The 22544-nt window shown below is 39.6% G+C and carries 17 protein-coding genes; 11 read left to right on the top strand and 6 right to left on the bottom strand.

The features are described from left to right. The first annotated feature begins 12 nt into the window (after positions 1-12). The 5 genes from AWW67_RS12005 (at position 13) to AWW67_RS11985 (ending at position 4982) form a co-directional block, all read left to right on the top strand. Entirely contained in the window at positions 13-705 is a 693-nt protein-coding gene (locus AWW67_RS12005; RefSeq protein ID WP_062302029.1) for an SIR2 family NAD-dependent protein deacylase, read from the top strand. A gap of 262 nt (positions 706-967) precedes the next feature. Continuing rightward, entirely contained in the window at positions 968-2377 is a 1410-nt protein-coding gene (locus tag AWW67_RS12000) for an MATE family efflux transporter (RefSeq protein WP_062302028.1), read from the top strand. A gap of 124 nt (positions 2378-2501) precedes the next feature. Further along, positions 2502-3803, top strand: a complete 1302-nt coding sequence (locus tag AWW67_RS11995) for a hypothetical protein (RefSeq protein WP_062302026.1) — start codon at positions 2502-2504, stop codon at positions 3801-3803. Beyond that, positions 3800-4477, top strand: a complete 678-nt coding sequence (locus tag AWW67_RS11990; RefSeq protein WP_062302025.1) for a hypothetical protein — start codon at positions 3800-3802, stop codon at positions 4475-4477. The genes AWW67_RS11995 and AWW67_RS11990 overlap by 4 nt, the downstream gene beginning before the upstream one ends. A 13-nt stretch (positions 4478-4490) precedes the next feature. After that, positions 4491-4982 (top strand): hypothetical protein, encoded by a 492-nt coding sequence (locus tag AWW67_RS11985; RefSeq protein ID WP_062302023.1) that lies wholly within the window; start codon positions 4491-4493, stop codon positions 4980-4982. Between the two features lie 10 nt (positions 4983-4992). Here the strand turns inward: AWW67_RS11985 and AWW67_RS11980 are convergent, their stop codons facing one another. Next, the gene (locus AWW67_RS11980; RefSeq protein WP_062302022.1) at positions 4993-6297 is read right to left on the bottom strand and encodes a M20/M25/M40 family metallo-hydrolase; all 1305 of its coding nucleotides are present in this window, start codon (positions 6295-6297) and stop codon (positions 4993-4995) included. 169 nt (positions 6298-6466) lie between these two features. On the opposite strand from AWW67_RS11980, the gene AWW67_RS11975 reads away from it, so the two are divergent. Then, entirely contained in the window at positions 6467-7354 is an 888-nt protein-coding gene (locus AWW67_RS11975; RefSeq protein ID WP_062302021.1) for a dienelactone hydrolase family protein, read from the top strand. A 75-nt stretch (positions 7355-7429) separates the two neighbouring features. On the opposite strand, the gene AWW67_RS19085 is transcribed toward AWW67_RS11975, so the two are convergent. Further along, positions 7430-7996, bottom strand: a complete 567-nt coding sequence (locus AWW67_RS19085) for a hypothetical protein (protein ID WP_176700046.1) — start codon at positions 7994-7996, stop codon at positions 7430-7432. A gap of 20 nt (positions 7997-8016) precedes the next feature. Then, entirely contained in the window at positions 8017-8511 is a 495-nt protein-coding gene (locus AWW67_RS11965; RefSeq protein ID WP_062302018.1) for an RNA polymerase sigma factor, read from the bottom strand. 167 nt (positions 8512-8678) lie between these two features. Here AWW67_RS11965 and AWW67_RS11960 point away from each other — a divergent pair, with 167 nt between their 5' ends. Beyond that, a complete protein-coding gene (locus AWW67_RS11960) occupies positions 8679-10226 on the top strand; it encodes an SDR family NAD(P)-dependent oxidoreductase (RefSeq protein ID WP_062302016.1) in 1548 nt (515 codons plus the stop codon). 79 nt (positions 10227-10305) lie between these two features. Here the strand turns inward: AWW67_RS11960 and AWW67_RS11955 are convergent, their stop codons facing one another. Genes AWW67_RS11955 through AWW67_RS11945 form a run of 3 tightly spaced genes read right to left on the bottom strand, consistent with a single transcriptional unit; the run spans position 10306 to position 17543 of the window. Next, positions 10306-12711: an ABC transporter permease gene (locus AWW67_RS11955; protein ID WP_062302015.1), complete on the bottom strand. Its 2406-nt coding sequence runs from the start codon at positions 12709-12711 to the stop codon at positions 10306-10308. Between the two features lie 18 nt (positions 12712-12729). Continuing rightward, positions 12730-15141, bottom strand: a complete 2412-nt coding sequence (locus tag AWW67_RS11950) for an ABC transporter permease (RefSeq protein ID WP_062302014.1) — start codon at positions 15139-15141, stop codon at positions 12730-12732. 20 nt (positions 15142-15161) lie between these two features. Continuing rightward, positions 15162-17543 carry an ABC transporter permease gene (locus AWW67_RS11945; protein ID WP_062302012.1) on the bottom strand — a complete coding sequence of 794 codons (2382 nt, stop codon included), beginning with the start codon at positions 17541-17543 and terminating at the stop codon, positions 15162-15164. Positions 17544-17767: 224 nt separating this feature from the next. Here AWW67_RS11945 and AWW67_RS11940 point away from each other — a divergent pair, with 224 nt between their 5' ends. From AWW67_RS11940 to AWW67_RS11925, 4 genes are all read left to right on the top strand, one after another. Then, entirely contained in the window at positions 17768-19138 is a 1371-nt protein-coding gene (locus AWW67_RS11940) for a sigma-54-dependent transcriptional regulator (protein ID WP_062302011.1), read from the top strand. Beyond that, on the top strand, positions 19128-20507 hold the full coding sequence (locus AWW67_RS11935; RefSeq protein ID WP_062302009.1) for a sensor histidine kinase: 1380 nt from the start codon (positions 19128-19130) through the stop codon (positions 20505-20507). Before AWW67_RS11940 ends, AWW67_RS11935 begins: the two co-directional genes overlap by 11 nt. Positions 20508-20675: 168 nt before the next feature. Then, positions 20676-21161 carry a hypothetical protein gene (locus tag AWW67_RS11930; protein ID WP_062302008.1) on the top strand — a complete coding sequence of 162 codons (486 nt, stop codon included), beginning with the start codon at positions 20676-20678 and terminating at the stop codon, positions 21159-21161. Positions 21162-21867: 706 nt separating this feature from the next. Beyond that, the gene (locus AWW67_RS11925; protein WP_062302007.1) at positions 21868-22365 is read left to right on the top strand and encodes a hypothetical protein; all 498 of its coding nucleotides are present in this window, start codon (positions 21868-21870) and stop codon (positions 22363-22365) included. Positions 22366-22544 lie beyond the last annotated feature (179 nt).

Raw genomic sequence — 22544 nt, 5'->3', positions numbered from 1 at the left:
TAAGTTATTTCTATGAAAAAGCTAGTTGTACTTTCAGGGGCAGGCATAAGTGCCGAAAGTGGTTTAAAAACCTTTCGCGATGCAGACGGACTTTGGGAAGGCCATTCCGTAAGCGAAGTAGCCACACCCGAAGCTTGGCGCAAAAATCCGGAATTGGTATTGGAGTTTTACAACCAACGCAGAAAGCAAGCCTTAGAGGCTAAACCCAATAGGGCACATGAAATTCTCAAAGAATTAGAAGCTCATTTCGAGGTAAGTATCATCACGCAAAACGTAGACAATTTCCATGAACAAGCTGGTTCAAACCAAGTAATTCACCTACACGGTCAGCTTTTTCAGAGCCGTAGCGTGGCCGATGAATCTTTGATTTACGATATGGATCATTGGGAGTTAAAGCTGGGAGATCTTTGCGAGAAAGGTCATCAACTTCGCCCCAACATTGTTTGGTTTGGAGAAGCCGTACCCATGATGGACATCGCTGCTAAAATTACCCAAGAAGCCGATATTCTAGTGATTGTAGGCACTTCTCTTGTGGTGTATCCTGCCGCCAGTTTGGTGCATTATGTAGGTAATCATGCGCCTGTGTTTATTGTAGACCCACATCAACCAGAAATTAGCCGTAGATCAAACCATCATTTTATTCAGGAAAAGGCAACTACTGGAATGGAATTGCTCAAAGAAATTTTGCTGAAAGATTACGTTTAATTTAATGATCCCTGAAGCCTATAAACCACAGCTGCAAAACCTTCCCCTTTGGGGAAGGCATGGATGGGGCTTAAGAAATCTTACTGACAGATTACACTTGAATTTTGAGAAAAGAAAAAAAACTTCCACATTTGCGTCATCATGAAGTTATGAGAATTGTGTTTACCATAGTAGCCGTCCGTGCACTGGTCGCAGAAGCGAGCAAGTAAAATAGCTCGTCCCCCTATTACTCATATTTTTACATTTATTTTTCAAGACAACAATGACAGATTTTTCAAAATCTTCTATCAAGAAGTTTATACGCTATTTTAAAATAGCCATTACCGGTAAAGAAGAAGACTTCACTACTGGTAGCATTCGCAAAGCCATCTTTATGCTTTCCATCCCAATGATTTTGGAAATGCTGATGGAATCTACTTTTGCTTTGGTCGACATGATTTTTGTGTCTCAGGTAAGCACCAACGCCATTGCCACAGTGGTACTCACAGAATCCGTAATCACCTTGGTATACGCCTTAGCGATTGGCTTGAGTATGGCCGCCACCGCTGTTGTAGCGCGTAGAACTGGCGAAAAGGACATGGAAGGTGCTTCTAAAACAGCAGTTCAAGCCATATTTCTAGGTACAATTATCGCTACAGTGATTGGCGTTTTCGGTATCATTTATCCCAAGGAGATTCTTGGTTTAATGGGTGGAGAACCCGATTTAATCGAAGAAGGATATCGTTATACCCAAATTATGATTGGGGGAAATATTACGGTAGTACTCCTATTCTTAATCAATGCAGTTTTCCGTGGTGCAGGCAATGCCTCCATCGCCATGTGGACTTTAGTACTTTCCAACGGGATCAATATTATTCTCGATCCGATGTTCATTTTCGGCTTTGGCCCTATTCCAGCTTATGGCGTGGAAGGTGCCGCCATTGCCACCAATATCGGCCGTGGAGTGGCGGTAGTTGGTCAGCTCGTTGTCCTCTTTATGGGAGGAAGTCGGATTAAAGTTGGGCTTAAGGATTTAGTATTCAGAGGCAAAATCATGTGGGGATTGATCAAGGTTTCTTTAGGAGGCATTGGTCAGTTCATTATTGGAACTTCTTCTTGGGTAATCCTCACCAGAATTATTTCTGAATTTGGTAGCGATGTATTGGCTGGTTATGGCATTTCCATTCGCGTAATGATGTTTACCATGATGCCCGCTTGGGGAATGAGCAATGCTGCAGCAACCTTGGTTGGCCAAAATTTGGGTGCAGGCCAACCCGAAAGGGCTGAGAAATCGGTATGGACAACAGCTAAATACAATGCCATTTTTATGGTGAGTATTTCTGTCATCTACCTGCTCTTTGCCAAAACCATTGTGGGTTGGTTTAAAGGTGATATTGCCGTGGTAGAAGCTGGTGCTTTGAGTTTACAAGTAATTGCTGCTGGTTACGTTTTCTATGCCTATGGCATGGTGCTCACACAATCATTTAATGGCGCGGGAAATACCAAAGTGCCGACCGTGATCAACTTCTTCTGCTTTTGGCTGTTCCAAATACCTGTGGCTTATGTGGCGGCCTTAATCCTGGATTGGGGGCCTTTGGGCGTTTATTTGGCCATTACGCTTTCCGAAACCTTGATTGCTGCGGTGTCGTGGTATTGGTTCAAAAAAGGAAAATGGAAAACCTTTAAAGTTTAGCATATTGCAAATTTCAGAGAGCGCCTTATGTTGAATTTTCAGCATAAGGCGTTTTTTTAACCGTCTACTTTCAAGCACTTTTATAAATCCATTACATTTGAGTCTCGTCACTATTTTTGAAGTCATGAAAAAGCAAGCCCTATTACTTATCGTATCCATACTTTTCTGTCTCTCTTGCGGAAAACCAAATGAATCGACCGTAGAAATGAATTCAATTTCTGAAGCCTATGTAAAGCTGGTATTAGAAATTGGCCAATACGACTCTGACTTTGTGGATGCTTACTATGGCCCTGAAGAATGGAAACCTAAAGGCAAAAAGCTTGAAGTACTTCCTTCAGAAGACTTTATAGAAAGGGCTTCTGCCCTGCTCAGTCAGCTAGCATTGGTGAACAGTAACGGTTTTACCGAACTGGAACAGTCTCGCTTGAACATGATGAAAAAGCAGTTGACAGCTGTGAAAACCAAAGTAGAAATGATGGCTGGAAAATCATTCTCTTTCGATGACGAAGCAAAATTATTATACGATGCCGAACCGCCTCATTATGAGCTATCGCATTTTGACAGTTTGTTAAACGATTTGGATCAGGCACTTGAAGGTGAAGGTTCTATTTCAGAACGATACGCAGCTTATGCGAGTCAGTTTGTGATCCCTAAAGATAAATTAGACGCTGTGTTCAGGGCCGCCATTACAGAAGCCCGAAAACGTACTGATTTACATTTCAACCTTCCAGAAAATGAGAATTTCGCTTTAGAATACGTGAACGATAAATCTTGGTCAGGTTACAATTATTATCAGGGCAACAGCCAGAGTTTAATTCAACTGAACACAGATTTCCCTATTTACATTGAAAGGGCCATCGATTTGGCTTGTCATGAAGGCTACCCTGGACACCATGTTTTTAATGCTTTGCTAGAACAAAACTTAGTGAATGGAAAAGGCTGGAAAGAGTTTTCAGTGTATCCACTTTTCTCTCCTCAATCGCTTATTGCAGAAGGAAGCGCCAACTATGGTATTAACGTGGCTTTTCCTGGTAAAGAAAGAATCGAGTTCGAAAAGGAAGTACTTTTTCCTTTGGCGGGAATTGACCCCAACAAAGCAGAACAGTATTATGAAATCCAAGAGTTGCGTGCTAAGCTAGATTATGCAGGAAATGAAGCCGCTAGAAAATATTTAAACAAAGAAATTAGTAGAGAAGAAGCTGCCCAGTGGCTTGAGAAATATTTACTCTACGAACCCGATCGTGCCTTGCAACGCACCCGCTTTTTCGACCAATACAGAAGCTATGTAATCAATTATAACCTTGGTAGAGACTTGGTTGCGAACTATATTGAAAAACAAGGCGGAACGGCAGACCAGCCAGAAAAACGCTGGGAAGTTTTTAAGGTTTTATTGAGCAATCCGCAGACTGCAAGTGGGTTGAAATGAAACTTCTCAAGTATAAAATATCGATTCTATTAATTTTAGGATGTTCTCCTATATCCTTGCTAGCGCAAGATTTTGTTTGGGACACCACCTTCATGGTTTTAGGGAACAGACTTGAGTTTAATGAAGAACACTATAGTCCCACGCACTCGTTTCTGAAATTCTCTAAGAATGGAAGGGTTATTTTCCTTGACTCCATGGATTATACTGGTCCTAGTGGTGGTAGAGAATTCGTTGATTTTAATCAAGATGGATTTATAGACTTAAAAATAACTTGGACATATAACACTTGGCGTAGTTGGTTATACCTGTTTGATAGCGCCCGTATGGAGTTCATTAGAGTATTCGATTTTTGGGATTTTCCAGACGCACAAATAATCAAAAATGATCATGATTATTTCTACTCCTATATTAAGAATGGTTGTGCCGATATGAACTGGCTGAGCCATCTTTTCAAGATTGAGAATTTCAAAACGGTTAAAATAGCCACCATTATTGGAGAAGGTTGTTCGGAGAACGATAAAGATTGGCAAATCAGAATAGTTAAATATTTACCTGACAATAGCTCCACGGAAATAGATAATCTCCCCTATTCAATCATTGATACCTACAAGGACAATAAATGGGGTTTTATCGAAGACTATTGGAATAGGAATGTCAATAAATTCAGAAATTGACTTGTAGATATTAATGAACTCCCGACAAAAACTTCTAGCTATTGGTTCACCCATTAAACCCAAGTTAAAAGGTAGCACTAGTTATTATGTGAAGGAGTTTAAAAGTAATGAGGAAGCCTTGTTTCCAAAGGATATTTTAAAGCGAAAAGCCATTTTTGAAATATATACCAAAGGTCTGCTCATCCATACTTTTTACATTTCAAATTCTATTGCAATTCCAATTCCTTTCGAAGAAATTAAATCAATCCACTTGGTGAGAGGAGAAGAGCGAATAACGCCAATCCCATTTTCTCTCATGTGGATTTTACTCAAATTTAAAGTCAGAATTCAAATTGCTCGAAATTTTAGACTCCGGTATTCGGAATATTATATTGCTGAAACTGAGCTCAAAATTGAAACTTCATCTTTCTCTGCATTATTAATTTCTGGTGGCTATACCTTTGAAGGGCAAGAAAAATTCTTCAACAAGATAAAGTCAAACATAAAGCTCACTATTACCAAGTAACTACCCCAAATCACTTATTACTAATCCTTCTATTTTTATCCAAGCCAGCTTCGGCCACAGTTACTAGTAAGGCCAATTTAATGGCATCAGCACCATTTTTATTTAACCACCATTCTGTCAATGAATGTCCGTCTGAGCCTACACCACCACGACCCAAAGTAACTGCTGGAATGCCCAAGGCGATTGGAATATTAGAGTTGGTAGAACCTCTGGTCAATGAAGGTTCTTCACCAAAATACTCAGTAGCGGCCATGGAACGTTGCACCAAAGCTAGGCTTGTCGGCAGCTCGCCACTTGGCCTATCTCCTATTTGCTCAAGCTCTAAAGTAAGTTTCTCGCCTTTGATATCACTATTATTGTAATCTACCAAGGCACGGTTCATCGCGTCCTTAAAGATTTTGTCAATTTGATTTAAACGTTCAGGACTTACCGAACGCATATCTACTTCCATCCACGACTCAAAAGGAATAGAATTCACCGAAGTTCCTCCCCCCATTCGGCCCACATTAAAGCTTGTTCTTGGTCCAGATGCCGTGAATTCAGATGCATCTTGAACGAAATAGTCAATCGCTTTTCCAATAGCATGATGAGGATTTCCCAAACCAAAAGCACCCCAAGAATGTCCACCTGGTCCTTTAAAAATGGCCTTATACCTTTTAGACCCCAACGCTTGATTATTGACACGACCGATAGCACCTCCATCAATTGAAATCCAAGCGTCAATTTTCACTTCACCTTTTTCAAACAAATGACGAACGCCTCTTAAATCGCCCAAGCCTTCTTCGCCCACAGTACCCACAAAAAGTAAGTCGGCTTCGGTTTGAATTTCGGCCTTATTCAAAGCCCTTAAGGTGGTTAATACTACCACCAAACCTCGAGTATCGTCACCAATACCGGGGGCGTACATGGTATCTCCTTTGTATTTTACTTTTACATCGGTACCTTCAGGAAAAACGGTATCTAAATGTGCATCTAGGGCAACAGTTCTACCACCTTTCGTACCCTTCTTTAAAGCCAAAACATTACCCACTTCGTCAATCCAAACTCGATCAGCACCTGCTTCTTCTAGCATTTCCTTATACTTTAAGGCTCGTTTGGTTTCCTTAAACGGAGGCGCTTCAATTTCCGTCAATAGCACCAAATCACTTTGACTTTGAGGCTCAAGCTCATCTATCACTTGGAAAGCCTTTTCAAGCTGTTTTTCCAAAGTAAGGTTCTTGATTTCTTTCGTATAGGCTTTTTCAACCTCTGCCTTTTGAGCGAAAAGATTAAAACTCAGGGAAGTCAGAAAAAATATGGCGGTTAGTTTCTTCATTATTTAGGTCTTTATTGGGAATGAAGATAGGGTTTAAATCTGAGTTGATTAAAGCCTTTTTGATGAACGTTTTATGTTCTTCATCACACAACACCTCTTGTCTCGCCTTAAACTTTCAGCTATATTGAACAGTCAATCAATAAGTTAAACCCACCAAATCCATATTCAAATGAAAAAGCTAACCAAAGAAGAAGTCAATCCGGAAATTTTTGATCTGTACGATGACTATGCCCATAGTAAAATTGACCGAAGGGCTTTTATGGAAAGGCTTTCCCTTTATGCGGTTGGTGGAATAACCATCGGTTCTCTTATGAGCTTTATGATGCCCAATTATAAAGACACCATGCTGGTAGCCCCAGATGATGAAAGAATTAGTTCAGATTATATAAACTATAATTCGCCAAAAGGTGGAGGAACTATCAAAGGTTTGTTATCTAAACCCAACAATTCGAGCGGTAAACTACCTGGAATTGTTGTGGTGCATGAAAACCGTGGGTTAAACCCTTATATTGAAGATGTAGGACGCAGAGCTGCTGTAGATGGTTTTATCTCTTTGGCACCCGATGCCCTCACTCCGCTGGGTGGCTACCCTGGCAATGATGATGAAGGCAGGGCCATGCAAAGCAAACGCGATAGAAATGAGATGCTAGAGGATTTCATTGCAGCTTATGAGTATTTACGCAATCACCCCGATTGTAATGGTAAAATAGGCGTTGTCGGTTTTTGTTTTGGTGGTTGGATTGCCAATATGATGGCGGTAAAAGTACCTACTTTAGGCGCAGCAGTTCCTTTCTATGGTGGTCAACCTTCGGCAGAAGATGCTGCAAAGGTAAAAGCTCCTTTGATGTTACAATATGCTGGTTTAGATACCCGAGTGAATGCGGGGTGGCCAGCTTACGAGGAAGTACTAAAAGCCAATAATGTAAAGTATGAAGCCTTTATTTACCCTGATGTAAACCATGGCTTTCACAATAACACCACTCCTCGTTATGATGAAGCAGCTGCTACTTTAGCCTGGTCAAGAACCATCAAGTTCTTTAAGGATAATTTGGTTTAGTTTTACCTAAATCTCCAAGAAAAAATGGCTTCTCTATTGAATAGAAAAGCCATTTTATTTGTGGTGTGATTGAAATTACATCTCAAATTCATTGATCAACTTTTCCTTTAAGTCTAGCAGTTGCTTCTTTTTTCCAAGGTTAAATCGCTTGTGTTCCCAACGGCTCATAATAAAGCCTACAATAAAGAAAGCCGAGATCAAGACAATGTTAAACACAGATTGATCGCTATTAAGTACAGTATACATAGTGAGTGCAATCACAATCAAACAGAACCAAATCATGGATTGAGAAAGCTTAATTCTATAATTGATGTTCTCAATCGCATTCTCTAAGTCTCCCAAAATAGAAACATCTGTTTGCTGGTCTCTTTTGATTCTTTGCGAACGCAGAAACAAAATATACATACCAACAATCATCATCATAGCTCCCATAGTGACCGCAACTACATTGCCACTATTTTTCAGTAAATGTGATATAATTACTACACCTCCCGCACAAAGGTTAGAGGCAATAAGTACCACTTCTGAGAAACTGGTTCTTCTTTTTGTACCTACTTTCTTCGCTTTAATTCTTCTGTGCAGTGCATCTTCATTAATGACATAAAGTGCCTCATCGTTCTGCGTATCCCATATTTTTTTCATTTCCTTAAATTCCATGGCGATCATGATTTTTCTGATTTCGTGGTTAAATGTTTTTTGATTCGGTTGATCTTCACTCCTACATTGCTTTCAGAAATTCCCAAAATCTTGGACATCTCTTTATAGCTGAACCCATCCAATAATAAGAGGGTGAGTGAACGATCTACCTCATTGAGTTGGGCAATTTCCTCATACAACCAAGCTAACCGATCGTCTGGCAGTTGATGACTTTCAATGATGTGTTGACTAATATCAATCGACTCATGTCCATCTTGGTGCTTTCGCTCCTTGGTAGTCCATTTGATGGCCGTGTTTAGCGCAACACGATAGAGCCAAGTGGTTACCGCTGATTGTTGCTTAAAACTCGCCACAGACTTCCAAACCTGAATCGCGATTTCTTGAAAAAGATCATCTCTGTCTTCTTCGTTAAAGGCATAGGACCTCACTATTTTAAATAGTAAAGCTTTATGCTGCTTTAACCAGGTTTGAAAAATGTGATTGATTTCGTTTTCCGTCATTTTGCCTTATTCTCAAATTACTAGTACCAACAGGCAATGGATTTCTTACACAAGGACGTAAATTTTTATAATTTCATACTTAGCGCTTCGGTGAGTTACTTCATTTATAAAGTTGAAATCAGGTTTAATGTATACCTTTGCAGCCATAATTTTCAATCCTTTGTTTTATGAAAGAAGAGGCCGATAAACAGCTAAGTCAGGAAGAAATACAGCGCTGTATTGAAGTAATGGAACGCCTTATTGGCGATACCAACCAACTCTTTGAAATGCCTGAGGAACAACGAGTAGCCTTATTTATGGCGGCTGGAAAATTAACCCGTCCCGACCGAGAAGAATTTGCAAGGCGCAGAAAGGACGCTAAAAAAGCCGCCAAACGCAAAATGATTGAGCGCGATAAACACGCCCGAAAAACCACTGGTATTCGAAGTGCCAGAGAGCAAATTGTTTTTGAAGCGCCAAAACTCATTTCTTTGGTTGAACCAGAAAAGCTGGATACCCCAGAACTGGAATCACCTAGAAACTGCTATGTGTGCAAAGCGGTGTACACTAAAGTGCACCATTTCTACGATGCCATGTGCAAAGATTGCGGTGACTTTAATTATGCCAAAAGATTTCAAACCGCAGACCTTACCGGCCAAGTAGCCTTGGTTACTGGTTCCAGACTTAAGATTGGTTATCACATTACTTTAATGCTCTTAAGGGCTGGCGCTACCGTAGTGGCCACTACCCGATTCCCTGTTGATTCTGCCATTCGTTATTCGAAAGAAGCAGATTATGCCGATTGGGGACATCGTCTAAAGATTCACGGTTTAGATTTAAGGCATATTCCGAGTGTGGAAATCTTCTGTAATTACATAGAGCAGAAATACGATCGACTCGATATTTTAATCAATAATGCGGCACAAACCGTAAGAAGACCTTCTGGTTTCTACCATCACCTGATGGAGAATGAAGAAAAACCAATTGAAAAACTCACGCCTTATGTGAAAGACCTTTTGGCTGATCATCATTACTGCTTGCAGGAATTGAGAACGCTTTCTTCGGGTGTTTCAGACAAGAAGAACAATGCCCTTTCAGTGACTTGGCATGCACCAGAACCAGGTATTGGAATCAGGGCTTCTGCTCAGCTGTCTCAAATCCCATACAGTTTCGATAATTCGCTTCCTACCAAAGAAGTATTCCCTGAAGGGCAATTAGATGCTGATTTGCAACAAGTTGACCTAAGAAAGACCAACAGCTGGCGCTTAAGGTTGGGTCAAATTGAAACACCTGAAATGGTGGAAGTACAGCTCGTAAATGCCGTAGCGCCCTTTGTTTTGTGTAACCGACTTTCGAATTTAATGCGAAAAGAAAACACGGGCATGAAACATATTATTAACGTTTCGGCCATGGAAGGCAAGTTCCACCGTTTCCATAAAGAAGACCGACATCCGCATACGAACATGGCCAAAGCTGCCTTGAACATGATGACGCATACTTCTGCTTCTGACTTTGCGAAGGATGGAATTTACATGAATGCTGTAGATACGGGTTGGGTAACCGATGAAGATCCTGCTGAGCTTTCTAAGTTGAAACAAGAGGTTCACGACTTTCAGCCACCGCTGGATATTGTAGATGGAGCCGCCCGAGTTTTAGATCCTTTGTTTGACGGAATTAACACCGGAAAACATTGGTGTGGTAAATTTTTAAAAGACTACAGACCAATAGATTGGTAGACTATTCTTCAATTAAAAAAACAGCCCTTTAATGAAATTCATTAAAGGGCTGTTTTAATATAATATTATAGACGCTTTATTACTCGCTTCTTAGCGAATCTACTGGATTGGATTTGGTGGCGAGAATTGATCTATAGCTCACTGTCAATAAAGCAATCACCATGGTCATTAATCCCGCAACAATAAACGCAATTGGGCTGATGTTTACATGATAGACAAATCCACTCAGCCAATTTTTCATAATCCAAAATGCAAAGGGGCTAGCAATGATAAAGGCCAAGAATACTTGCTTCGCGAAAGTGGAAGAAAGTAAATAGAACAAACTCCACTGGCTTGCACCTAACACTTTTCGGATACCCAATTCCTTGATTCGTTTTTCAACCGTAAAAGAAGCCAAACCAAATAAGCCCAAACATGCCACGAAAATACTGAGCCCTGCTCCTACCTTGTAAATTACACTGGCCTGCTGCTCTGCCTGATAAAAATTCGCCAATTGACTGTCTAAAAAGTGTGATTCCATGGCCGTAGCTTGATCGAACTTATTGTGCACTTCCGTAAGCCCCGCTACCACATTTGCCATATTGCCCGAAGCTTTTACTGTAAAGTAATCTATAGTACCCGCAGGGTTATTCCAATAACCAAGAATCATTGGTGCTACTTTATTGTGCAGTGACTGAAAGTTAAAATCTTCCACCACACCAATGATCTGCACCCGTAAACTTCTTCCCTGTGAAGTCAACTCGATGGTTTCCCCAATTGGGTTCTCTAAACCAAAAGTGGCCGCAGCTGTCTCATTCAATAATATTTTAGTACTGTCAGTAGCGTCAACGCCAGCAAAACTCACTCCGTCCTTTAATTTAAAACCGAAAGTCTCAATCAGATTTTCATCAAAGCCCATATAGAAAACATCCACCGAATCCCGAGTCTGTTGATTAACATTATTTGTGACTGCTGTAATTTCATTAATGGTTTTCCATTCACCTGGTACTCGGGTTGAAACAGATACCGACTCGACTCCAGGTACATTGGCCAATTCGGTTCGCATGGCTTTAAAGTTGGCCCTCACGTTTCCATTGTTAATATCAATCACTACCAAATTACTATCATCAAAACCAAGGTTCTTATCGTTGATATAGTTCATTTGCTGGGTTACCACAATGGTTGAAATGATCATGATAATGGAAAGGGCAAATTGAGCAATCACCAATATTTTGCGCAAAGCAAACGGACTGCTGGTTTTGCGTTCTCCTTTCAGTACATCTACTGTTTTAAAACGGGTCATGAAAAAGGAAGGGTAAATTCCAGAGAGTAAAGCAATAATAGCCGTAAGCCCAAGAAGCATCGGTAAATATTCTCCTAAAGTAGCCCAGCTAAAGTCGAAATTCTTTTGAGTAAGATCATTAAAGAAAGGCATACTGAGATCGGTAAGACCAATGGAGACAATGAGGGAGATTAATGTGATTAGCAAAGACTCCATTAAAAATTGAGTGACCAACTGTTTTTTAACGGCTCCTACTACCTTTCTAATTCCAATTTCTTTGGCCCTAAAAACAGCCCTAGAAGTAGCCAAATTCATATAGTTTACCGAGGCAATGACCACCAAGAATATAGCAATAGAAATGAAAATAAGGATATAACTCTTATTACCACTGGTTTGAGCTATGCTTTGCTCAATATTGGCCGATTCGAAATGGATATCACTAAGGGATTGCAGTTCAAAATCAACCATATCTGCCATTGGCACCCCCATTCTTTCATTGGCAATGGCTTCGGCTTTCTTTTGCACATCTGCAATGTCCGCTCCCTTGGTTAGCACTAAATAAGAACTAGGCCCAATTTGTTCCCAACTGGTGAGCATCTGTTGCCACTGCGGGTCAGAATAATTTTGCGAAATCAGCACGTCAAATTTAATGTGCGAATTGGCGGGAGTATTCTTCGAAATGCCTGTTACTTTAAATTCTCCGGCAAATGGCGAGGTAATGGTTTTGCCTAGCGCATCGGTTGTGCCAAAATAACGAATGGCTTCATTTTCACTCAACACCACAGAATTTGGTTCAGCCAATGCTGTAACCCTATCTCCTTCCAAAAATTCAAAATCAAATACTTCGAAGAAAGATGGATCGGTGATGAAGTAATTTCGTTGTGCAAAACGCACCCCATCTATGGTGAAATTCATATGTCCACCTCGCATAAACAAGGTAGTGGCACTGGTTACCTCTGGCAATTCTTCCACCAAAGTAGAAGCAAAAACAGCAGCATTAACGGCAAATCTTCTTGGTGCTTCACCAGTTTTATCCACCACAATTATTCGCACAATCTCATCTGCTTTGCTGTGAAACTGATCAAAAGAAGTTTCATCTTTTACATAGGTGAGTAAAAGTGTGGCCCCAGTGATTCCAATGGCCAAGCCAAGGATATTGATAAAAGCGTAGCCCTTACTTCTGGCAAGGGTACGAAAGGCAATTTTAAAATAGTTTTTGAGCATGATGTGTTGTTTTTGAGTTTATTCAGTCCTGAGAGAGTCAATTGGATTGGAATTGACAGCCTTTATAGTTCTGTAGCTTATAGTGAGCATAGAAACTAGAAAAGTAAAACATCCAGCAAGCAAAAATGCGCCTACTCCAATACCAACTCTGTATTCAAAATTTTCAAGCCAATTGTTCATAATGTAATAAGCAATTGGTGCAGCAATCACAAAAGAGAGCAGTATTTGCTTTGCGAATGAACTTGATAATAAAAAGAAGATTCCCCACTGACTTGAGCCAAGTATTTTTCTAATTCCTAATTCCTTTACTCTTTTTTGGATTGTAAAAGAGGCTAAGCCAAAAAGACCTAAACATGCAATAAAAATACTCAAACTCGCCCCCGCTATGAAAATCACATTGGCCTCTCTTTCGGTTTCGTAAAAAGCCTCTAATTGATTGTCAAGGAAATGATAATCCATTACGGTTCGAGTATCGAACTTTGAATGAACCAAACCAGCGGCATCGATAATAGGTTTTGGGTTTCCCGATGTCTTCAGTATAAAGTAATCAATGACTGCATTGGGATTGTTCCATGCACCAATAACCAAAGGAGATAAGCTGGTATGTAGTGATTGGAAATTAAAATCTTCAAGCACACCAATAATAGTATAGTTTGCCTTACCCCTTCCTGCAAGCTGCACTACAGTGCCTACTGGGTTCTCAAGGCCAAATTTTTTGGCTGCAGTTTCATTGATTAAAATCTTTGTACTATCACTTTGGTCATTCCCACTAAAAAATTCACCTGCTCTCAACTTTATATTAAAAGTAGAGAGCATATTGGGGTCAAAACTCATATAATAGCTCTTTACAGAGTCTCTAATCTCACCCTCTTGATCGTAAGAACTTACTTCTACCTCATTAATGTTCTTCCATTCTCCAGGAATTCTAGAAGCTACAGCCACCTCTTGTACACCAGGAATCTGCTCTAACTCATACCGCATAGTTTTAAAAACTGGCCGTATTGAACCATTATTAATATCAATTACCAAAAGGTTTTCCTTATCAAAGCCCAAATCTTTTTCACGAATGAAATTCATTTGGTCTGATACCACCAAAGTAGAAATTACGAATACAGTAGAAAGCACAAACTGAAACACTACAAGAGCTTTTCTCAAATTGAAAGCACTACCCGTTACATTTTCACCTTTCAGCACCGAAACAGGTTTAAATTTGGTCATAAAAAGTGCTGGATATATACCTGAGAGCAAACCGATGGCTAAAGTAATGCCCATCAATAATGGCAAATACTCCAAAAGTGTACTCCAGTTGAATTCAAATGTACGTCCTGTTAATTCATTGAAAAACGGCATTGAAAGGTCTGTAATACCCACCGATATAACCAGTGCAAAAAAGGCAATCATGAACGATTCAATCAGAAACTGAAAGATGAGTTGTTGCCTAATAGCCCCTACTACTTTTCTAATTCCAATTTCTTTTGCCCTAAATACTGCCTTTGAGGTAGCTAAGTTCATGTAATTGACCGCTGCTATAACAATCAAGAAAATAGCGATGACTGTAAAAATGACACTGTAAGTTTCCTCTCCTTTAAAGGCGGCTATATCTCCTTCAATATTGGCAGAATGAAAATGAATATCCTCTAAAGGTTGAAACATGAAACTGCTAGATGCCACTACCTCACTTGGCATGTTGTCTTTAGCGATTTTGTTGGCCTTATTTGAAAGAGTGGTTAACTCCGTATTCTCTTTAAGCAGCAAATAGGAATAGGAAGAAAATCTCGACCAAGAACCATAGAGGTCAGCAGTGTTCGTACCATTTAAGGTTTCTTGACCTAATAAAATGCCTATTTCAAGATGGGAGTTCCGAGGGAGGTCTTTCATTACTCCTGTGATTTTGAAGTTGCCCAAATAGCTTGAGGCATCTACGGTTTTACCCATTACATCTTCTGTACCGAAGAACTTCAATGCTTGCGACTGTGTCACCACCATTGAAAACGGTTCATCCAAAGCCGTTTTCTCATTACCTTGAAGCAATTCAAAGTCAAAAACAGAGAATACATCAGAAGTGGTAATGAAGTAATTAGTTTCTGTGAAATTAACGTTGTTTACGTTAGCATTGAATTGGCTGCTAAGCCTTGTCAAGGTAACTTCTTCTTCTACTTCTGGCAGTTGATCAACCAACGTTCTTGCATATATGGCTGGTACCCGGCTAAAATATCGATCACCTTCAGCTCCACCTCCTTGAATAAAAACGGGGCGAACAATGCGTTCATAGTTGGTATGAAACTTATCGAAACTTCGTTCGCTATTGACATAAGTTAGCAACAATGTAGCGCCCGTGATACCAATGGCCAAGCCAAGGATATTGATAAAAGCGTAGCCTTTACTTCTCCAGAGGGTTCGTATGGCTATTTTGAAATAGTTCTTGAACATTTTTTGCTGTTTTGAAGTTTTTATTCGCTTTTCAAAGCATTTATTGGGTTGGCTTTAGCGGCTTTAATGGCCTGTAAACCAACGGTAATCAGTACAATCACTAGAGAAATAACCAACGCGACCACGAAGGGCATTATTCCAATATTGGTAGTGTAAGCAAAATTTGAAAGCCACTCTTTTCCAGCACCAAGCGCCAAAGGAATTGAAATGCAAGCCGCAATGGCCAACACAACCAAAAACTCCTTTAGAATAATGAAGTTGATATTAGTACCAGAAGCCCCTAAAACTTTACGAATACCTATTTCTTTCAATTTTCGCTCAATCACGAAAGTGACCATGCCGAATAAGCCTAAAGCGGTGAGTACAATGCTCACAATAGAAAAGAAGCTAATGGCCTTCAATAATCTGGTTTCGTTGGCATAGAACCGCGCAAACTCATCATTGATAAAGCTGTAGGTAAATGGTTGATCTGGCTCAAATTCGGCCCATTTACTTTCTAAGAATGCGAGGGTTTCAGTAATGTTTTCTGCCTTAATGTTCACCGATAGATTCCATAAATTTCTGTTGGCAATTCTAAAAGCTACCGGACTGATTTTCTGATGAAGTTTTTGAAAGTGGAAATCTTTCACTACGCCTATAATCTTCATTCCCCTGTTATTGGGGTTATAAAGCGTCACTTCGTCTTCCATCGGATTATCTAAGCCGAGTTGAGCGATAAAAGCTTCGTTTACGATAAGTGCAGTGGAGTCTGATGAAGATTGGATATCGAAATCTCTACCGTTGACCAACTCCAAATCATAGGTTTTGATAAAGTCGAAGTCTACTCCAAAAATGGTGGTGACTGCGCTCAAGTCCGGATTGGTCTTGGACATCATCGGCCCAGAGTTATTTGTATAGCCGCTTCCCAATACATCGGTGCTCACCGATGATGCTACAACACCCGGATAGGCATCAATTTCACTTTTGAAGGACCTATAATTTCTACTTAAATTTTTGGTGGAAACACTGAAAGTAATGACTTGATCTTTGTTGAAACCTAAATCCTTATTGTGCAAAAATTCATTTTGTCTAAATGTGATTACGGTAACAGCGATCAAAAATATAGATATCACAAACTGAACAAACATCAATGTTTTACGTGCCCTTCCTCCTTTTAAAGATTCACGTGCCGAAGCTTTAAGTGCCTGAGAAGGCTGGAATGACGACAGCACTAATGCAGGGTAAAGCCCTGAAAACAAAGAAGTAAAAAGAACAACCCCCAATAAAACAGGTAGCAAACCTTCATTCATTAAAGTAGCCGTGGTAAATTCTTTACCCGTCAGCTGATTGAATGACGATAAGCCTACATCAATCAACAAAATGGAGAATATCGCGGAGATGATCGTAATCAAAACGGCTTCGCCTAAAAACTGACGGATCAGCTGCCCTCTGTGCGCTCCCATTACTTTGCGCACACCCACCTCCATCGATCGCCTCGCTCCTTTTGCAGTCTGTAAATTGATGTAGTTGATACAAGCCACCAACAAAATGATAATGGCAATAAATAAGAGCGTTTGAATGGCCGAAGCACTCCCCGATGCGAAAGACATAAACTGAATGTCCCCAGACTTTAAATACATATCTGTTACGGGTAGAAACTCATAGCTAAAGTCTCCATCAAAACCGGGTTCCTTGGCTAACCTTTCATTCTTTAAAGCTCGAACTTCATCAATACTGGCTCCTGGCGTGGTTTTCACATAGGTGTAAAGCGAGTAAGCAAAGCCTTTAGCGGGTTGCGATCCATCAGGAAAAGTCATTTCCCAAGGAATAATCGCTTTAAATTTGATATGTGAATTCTTAACGTCAGCCGCAATTCCACGCACCACTAAGGCTTTGTCAGACGAAACCCCAGCCATGGTTACTGTTTTTCCAATGGCATTGGAAGTACCGAACAGGGCAATGGCGGTGCTTTCTGTAATTACAATGGAAGAAGGGTCATTCAGTACTTGGGCTGCATTTCCTTCGATTAAAGGGAAACCAAAAAACTCGAAGAAGTTGCTGCTCGCATACCAATAATCAATGTTCAGTTTCTTGGTCGAGTTATTTTCTGGGTAAAAATCACTGCTGTTATTTCTAATTATCGCAGTTTCTTTAATTCCTGCATAATTGCTCGATAAATCTTTGTAGTCATTCTCAATGGAAAGCCCCACTTTTCTTGCATTTACACCAGTTTGAGTACCATATAGAAAATACGTATTCTCTCTTTCAGGAATGAAATCATCCATTGCGTACTCATACTGCACATAAAGCAATAGAAGTAGGCTGCATGAAATCCCTAAAGTAAGACCAATCAGGTTGGTGCCAGTTACCAGCTTGTTTTTCCAGAGGTTACGAATAGCGAGTTTGAAGTAGTTCTTAATCATAGTTTGAGTATTTGACAATGCCCCAATGGCCAATTTTGAACCAAGAATATATTTTTCTGTATATCAATAAGTTACGCACAAACATGTCGATTTAAGCCCTTTCAATTGTCCATCAGTAAAACAGGAGTGCCCAAAATTGGGCACTTTTCAATACATTCATATTACTAAAAGTAAATGAATCAGCATATTGTAAACTTGGTATAAATTTGGTGTTTTAGGCAGTTATGAAAAACAAAGGTCGAATTCTAATTGTAGACGATGACAATTATGTGATGCTTTCCATCCGTATTTTATTGGAGCAGCATTATGACGATGTTCGAGGCATTAACAGTCCGCTTCAAATTGAAACGGCATTGGCCGAAAACGATTATGACCTTGTTATTCTGGACATGAATTTCAAAACAGGCGAAAGCTCTGGAAATGATGGCTTATACTACCTAAAACAAATAAAAAGCATTTCCCCAGAAACCTCCATTGTGCTAATCACGGCATATGGAGAAATCAATTTGGCCGTAGAAGCCATAAAACTGGGTGCCTTCGATTTCATTACCAAGCCATGGCAGAATGAAAAGCTGCTGACCACGGTTTCGGCTGCTTTTCAACTCAACAAATCAAAGCATAAGGTCAAGGAATTAAGTTCGAAGCAAAGCATATTGAATGACATGCTCGATGCCCCCTTCACTGAAATCATTGGTGAATCAGATAAGATCAAGCAGGTTTTTCAACAAATTGAAAAGGTAGCGCATACCGATGCCAATATTCTAATTACAGGCGAAAACGGAACAGGAAAAGAACTGGTTGCTCGGGCGATTCATCGTGCTTCCAACCGCTCCAAATCCATTTTTGTGAATGTTGATATGGGTGCCATTACCGAAACCCTTTTTGAAAGCGAACTCTTCGGGCATAAGAAAGGTGCTTTTACCGATGCTAAAACGGACCGCATTGGGAAATTTGAGGCAGCCAATGAAGGCACTTTGTTTTTAGATGAAATCGGTAACCTGATCAAGCCACTTCAGGCCAAAATGTTACGCGTTATTCAAGACCGACAAATTGTGCCTGTTGGGTCCAATGATGCCAAAGCCATTGATGTCCGTTTGATTTGTGCTACAAATGCCAATCTACCGCAAATGGTCAGTGAAGATGAATTCAGACAGGATTTGCTGTTTAGAATCAATACCATCGAAATCCACCTTCCTCCCCTACGCGAACGCAAAGAAGACATTCCTGTATTGGCCAAGCACTTCATCCATTTGTATAAAACCAAATATGGAAAGAAAGGGCTTTTCGTGCCCGAATACGTCATTACCAAGCTTGAGAAATACGATTGGCCGGGTAACATCAGAGAACTTCAACACAGCATTGAACGTGCGGTAATTATGAGTGACGGCAAACAACTTCATGTTCAGGACTTTAACTTAAATAGCCAAAACACCAGCGATAACGCACAAATAGAGAGCTTTAACTTAGAAGAGTTAGAAAAATGGGCGATAGAAACTTGTATCAAAAAGCATCAAGGAAATATTAGCAATGCAGCAGTAGAACTAGGGCTGAGCCGTGGTGCCTTGTACCGTAGAATGGAGAAATATGAACTCTAAGCATTTCCAGTTTCAGATTATTATAAGACTGCTCCTTATCACTGTGGGTTTGGGCTTTTTGTTGTTCTACATTTTTGAGGACCTCAATTACATTCGCCTATTCTTTATTGTCATTTTCATTCTGTCGGTTCTGATTGAGCTTTTCTATTATATCAATCGGACGAACAAAGACACCAAGAACTTTTTAGAAGCTATTCTCCATAATGATTTCACCCTGAAGTATTCAGCCGATAAAAAAGGCAAGAGTTTTAAAAAGCTCTATGACAGTTTCAATCAAGTGAACCAAAAGTTCATCGAGGCCTCTCAGCGCGAAGCCAACGAATATCAGTACCTATCGGTGCTAGTGCAACAGCTCGAAATTGGTGTACTTTCTTATGATGATAAGGAAAGAATTCATTTGGCGAACAAAGCCCTCAAGCAGCTATTAGGTAAAGAAGAACTGATTACACTAAACAGTATAAAAACAATCAGTTCAACACTTTACAACTCCATAATTCAACTAGAGGTTGGACACAATGAATTACTAAAGGTGAATATTCATGGAAGGGAATTTCAGCTTTCTATTAAGGCTTCTATTTTCAAATTGAGAGGAACCAAATACACTTTGGTTTCCATTCACGACATCCATACCGAACTGGACAATAATGAAATGATGGCATGGCAAAAGTTGATTCGCGTGCTGACCCATGAAATTATGAATTCAGTAGCGCCTATTACTTCACTGTCTACTACGCTTAACCATTTTGTAAACCAATCAAGGGTATCGGGTCAAGATTTAACCGAAGCGCAGCTCCAATCCTTACATGAAGGACTCGATGCCATACAACACCGCAGTGGCGGACTGATGACCTTTACCGAAGCCTACAGAAGTTTAACACGCGTGCCACTGCCCCAAATCAAACCTGTTGAAGGCCAACTTTACTTCCAGCGCGTTGCCTCGCTTTTTAAACCTACACTGGCACAAAGCAATATTCAGTTCCATATGGAGCTGCCTAAAGAAGCCTTCACCTTACATATCGACCCAGATTTAATGGAGCAAGCCCTCATTAACCTATTGAAGAATGCCAAAGAAGCGGTGGAAGCCAATACGGGTACTATCCGTTTAGTGGTAAAACAACCTAGCCAGTTAGAAGAAAAATCTGGTGGTTTTCAAATTTCGATTATGGATAATGGCGGAGGCATTCCCCAAGAAATTCAGGAAAATATTTTCATTCCGTTTTACACAACTAAATCCAATGGTTCGGGGGTTGGGCTTAGTTTAGTCAAACAAATTGTACAAGCCCATAAAGGCGAAATTAGCTTTAGTGTAGACGGAAGCAAAGGAACAACTGAATTCAAAATAAAGCTGGCTGTGAATGTTTTAAGTTAAATCTTGTACCTATGTGCTCTTACTACAAACTAAACCGCTATTCTCCGTTAAAGAATTGATCGTTGAAAGATTTTTTTATAACTTTCTAACAACTACTCGGTAGACATAGGCACAATATAGTTTATGAATAGATGATTTACCGACTCAAACTTATTGACTTTATTAGCTATGAAACTATTCAAAAAGCTCTCGATTCTAGTACTACTTCTAAGTTATACATCTATTCAAGCGCAAAGCCTTCAACAACAGAAAAAGTACTTCCCAAAAGCTATAACAAAAATGAAGATCTTCTTGGGCTCTACCGAGCAAGAGCTTTTAAATAAATGTGATAATTGCGTAGATCAAAAGACAGAAGAATCATTCAGAAGGGTATACCTCTCAAATTTAGACGATAAAGAGTTTCAATCGGCTATTTTTTATGTAAGCACAAGTACAGCAGAAGTTTACGAAATAATTTTAACTGCAAAAGATGGCATAGATGTTAACAAAGTAGCCAATAAGCTTTTGGGAAGCCCAAATGTTGAAAACAATGAATGGCGTTTCTTTTCTGATAAAACAAAACAAAAATTCACAATGGCCATGTGGGTTTTCAAAAACAAACTAGTTATTGCAGGAGATATTCAAGGAAGTGAATGGGAAAAAGGCTTTGAATAGTATGGGGCATATTGGTCAACTACTTTTACCCTAACCTGATAAGAAATTTCTTTGAGATTGTTTCCCATCCTCTTGACCACACTTAACCTCAAACACCCAATCGGAGCGCCATTGCGAGAAATAAACGTTATGATAGCGAACGCTTATGACGAAGCAATCTAAGGCATTCGTTAACTGGGCGGGGAGATTGCTTCACGTTAACACCATCACTGCGAAGAAGTACAGCAGGTTCGCAACGCTTGAGCTGAAGCTACAGCGAAGGAGCAATGACGGTGAACGCAGATATGTTCGGTTAATAACAGCCTCAATCACACATTATTCTTGAATGCAAATCACCACAAACGCTCAATCAGAGCGCCATTGCGAGAAATAAGCGTTGCGATAGCAAAAGCTTATGACGAAGCAATCTAAGGTGTTCGTTAACTGGGCGGGGAGATTGCTTCACGTAAACACTATCACTTCGCAAGACTTTAGCAGGTTCGCAATGACGAGTAACGCAGGCTTTATTAGTATTTTAATACTAAATAGCCAACGAATGTTACTGTTCTAAAATTAATTTCGCTAAACTTATAACTTGTTAATAGGTGCGTATAGTACACCGTATTGGGGTGCTAACGCTCACTTTTTGTAAACTATTGGAAATATATCGCTCATAAATGTGAGCGTTATGTAAGATTGTAGCATATTTGAGAAACCAAAGTATATAGTGAGAGAAGAACTTAAAAATACAAATTGGCACATATACGGATTATCAATTTCTGACTACGACTATACGGACAGATTAATCACAGAATTAATTGATGATAGAAATAAACAAATTGAAATTAAAGAAAAAGAATTAGAAGCTAAAAAAACTGACTCCGAAGCTATTTCTGACTTAAGTTATTACGCTTTCATCGACAATTTATTCATCTGGCAATTCGGAATTTGGCGCTTACAAGGAATATTTGAAGGGATTTTAAAGCAAGAGTTTTTTCCTGAAAAGGATATGCATGGACTAAAAGTAAAATTAGATTACACTAGAAAAATTTCAAAAAAGATAAATAATGAGGACTATAATAAATTACTTGAATGGGGAAAGTTAAGAAATGCTCTTTCTCATTACCCACCAGAACAATATAGACCATCGCTAATACAAAGAAATGATTTCAATGAATATTTGGAATTATTAAAAAAGGTTACAACTGAATTAATTGGTGAGTAAAAACATTATAACATAAGGTATGTAAAAAATTACTGTTTTAGACTAAACAAAAAGTTCTTACTCATGTACTGAGTCTGATTTCTCTTTATAAAACCCCTACGCACAGACCTGTAATCTTTCATATATTCAAAGACTCTTAATATCCACTAAGATTTCCATAACCAAATAATTTTCACCAA

This window comes from Roseivirga seohaensis (genome assembly GCF_001592945.1).
Classification (GTDB): domain Bacteria; phylum Bacteroidota; class Bacteroidia; order Cytophagales; family Cyclobacteriaceae; genus Roseivirga; species Roseivirga seohaensis.
The sequence above is the reverse complement of the archived record's forward strand: the minus strand, read 5'-3'. Positions and strand labels throughout refer to the sequence as shown.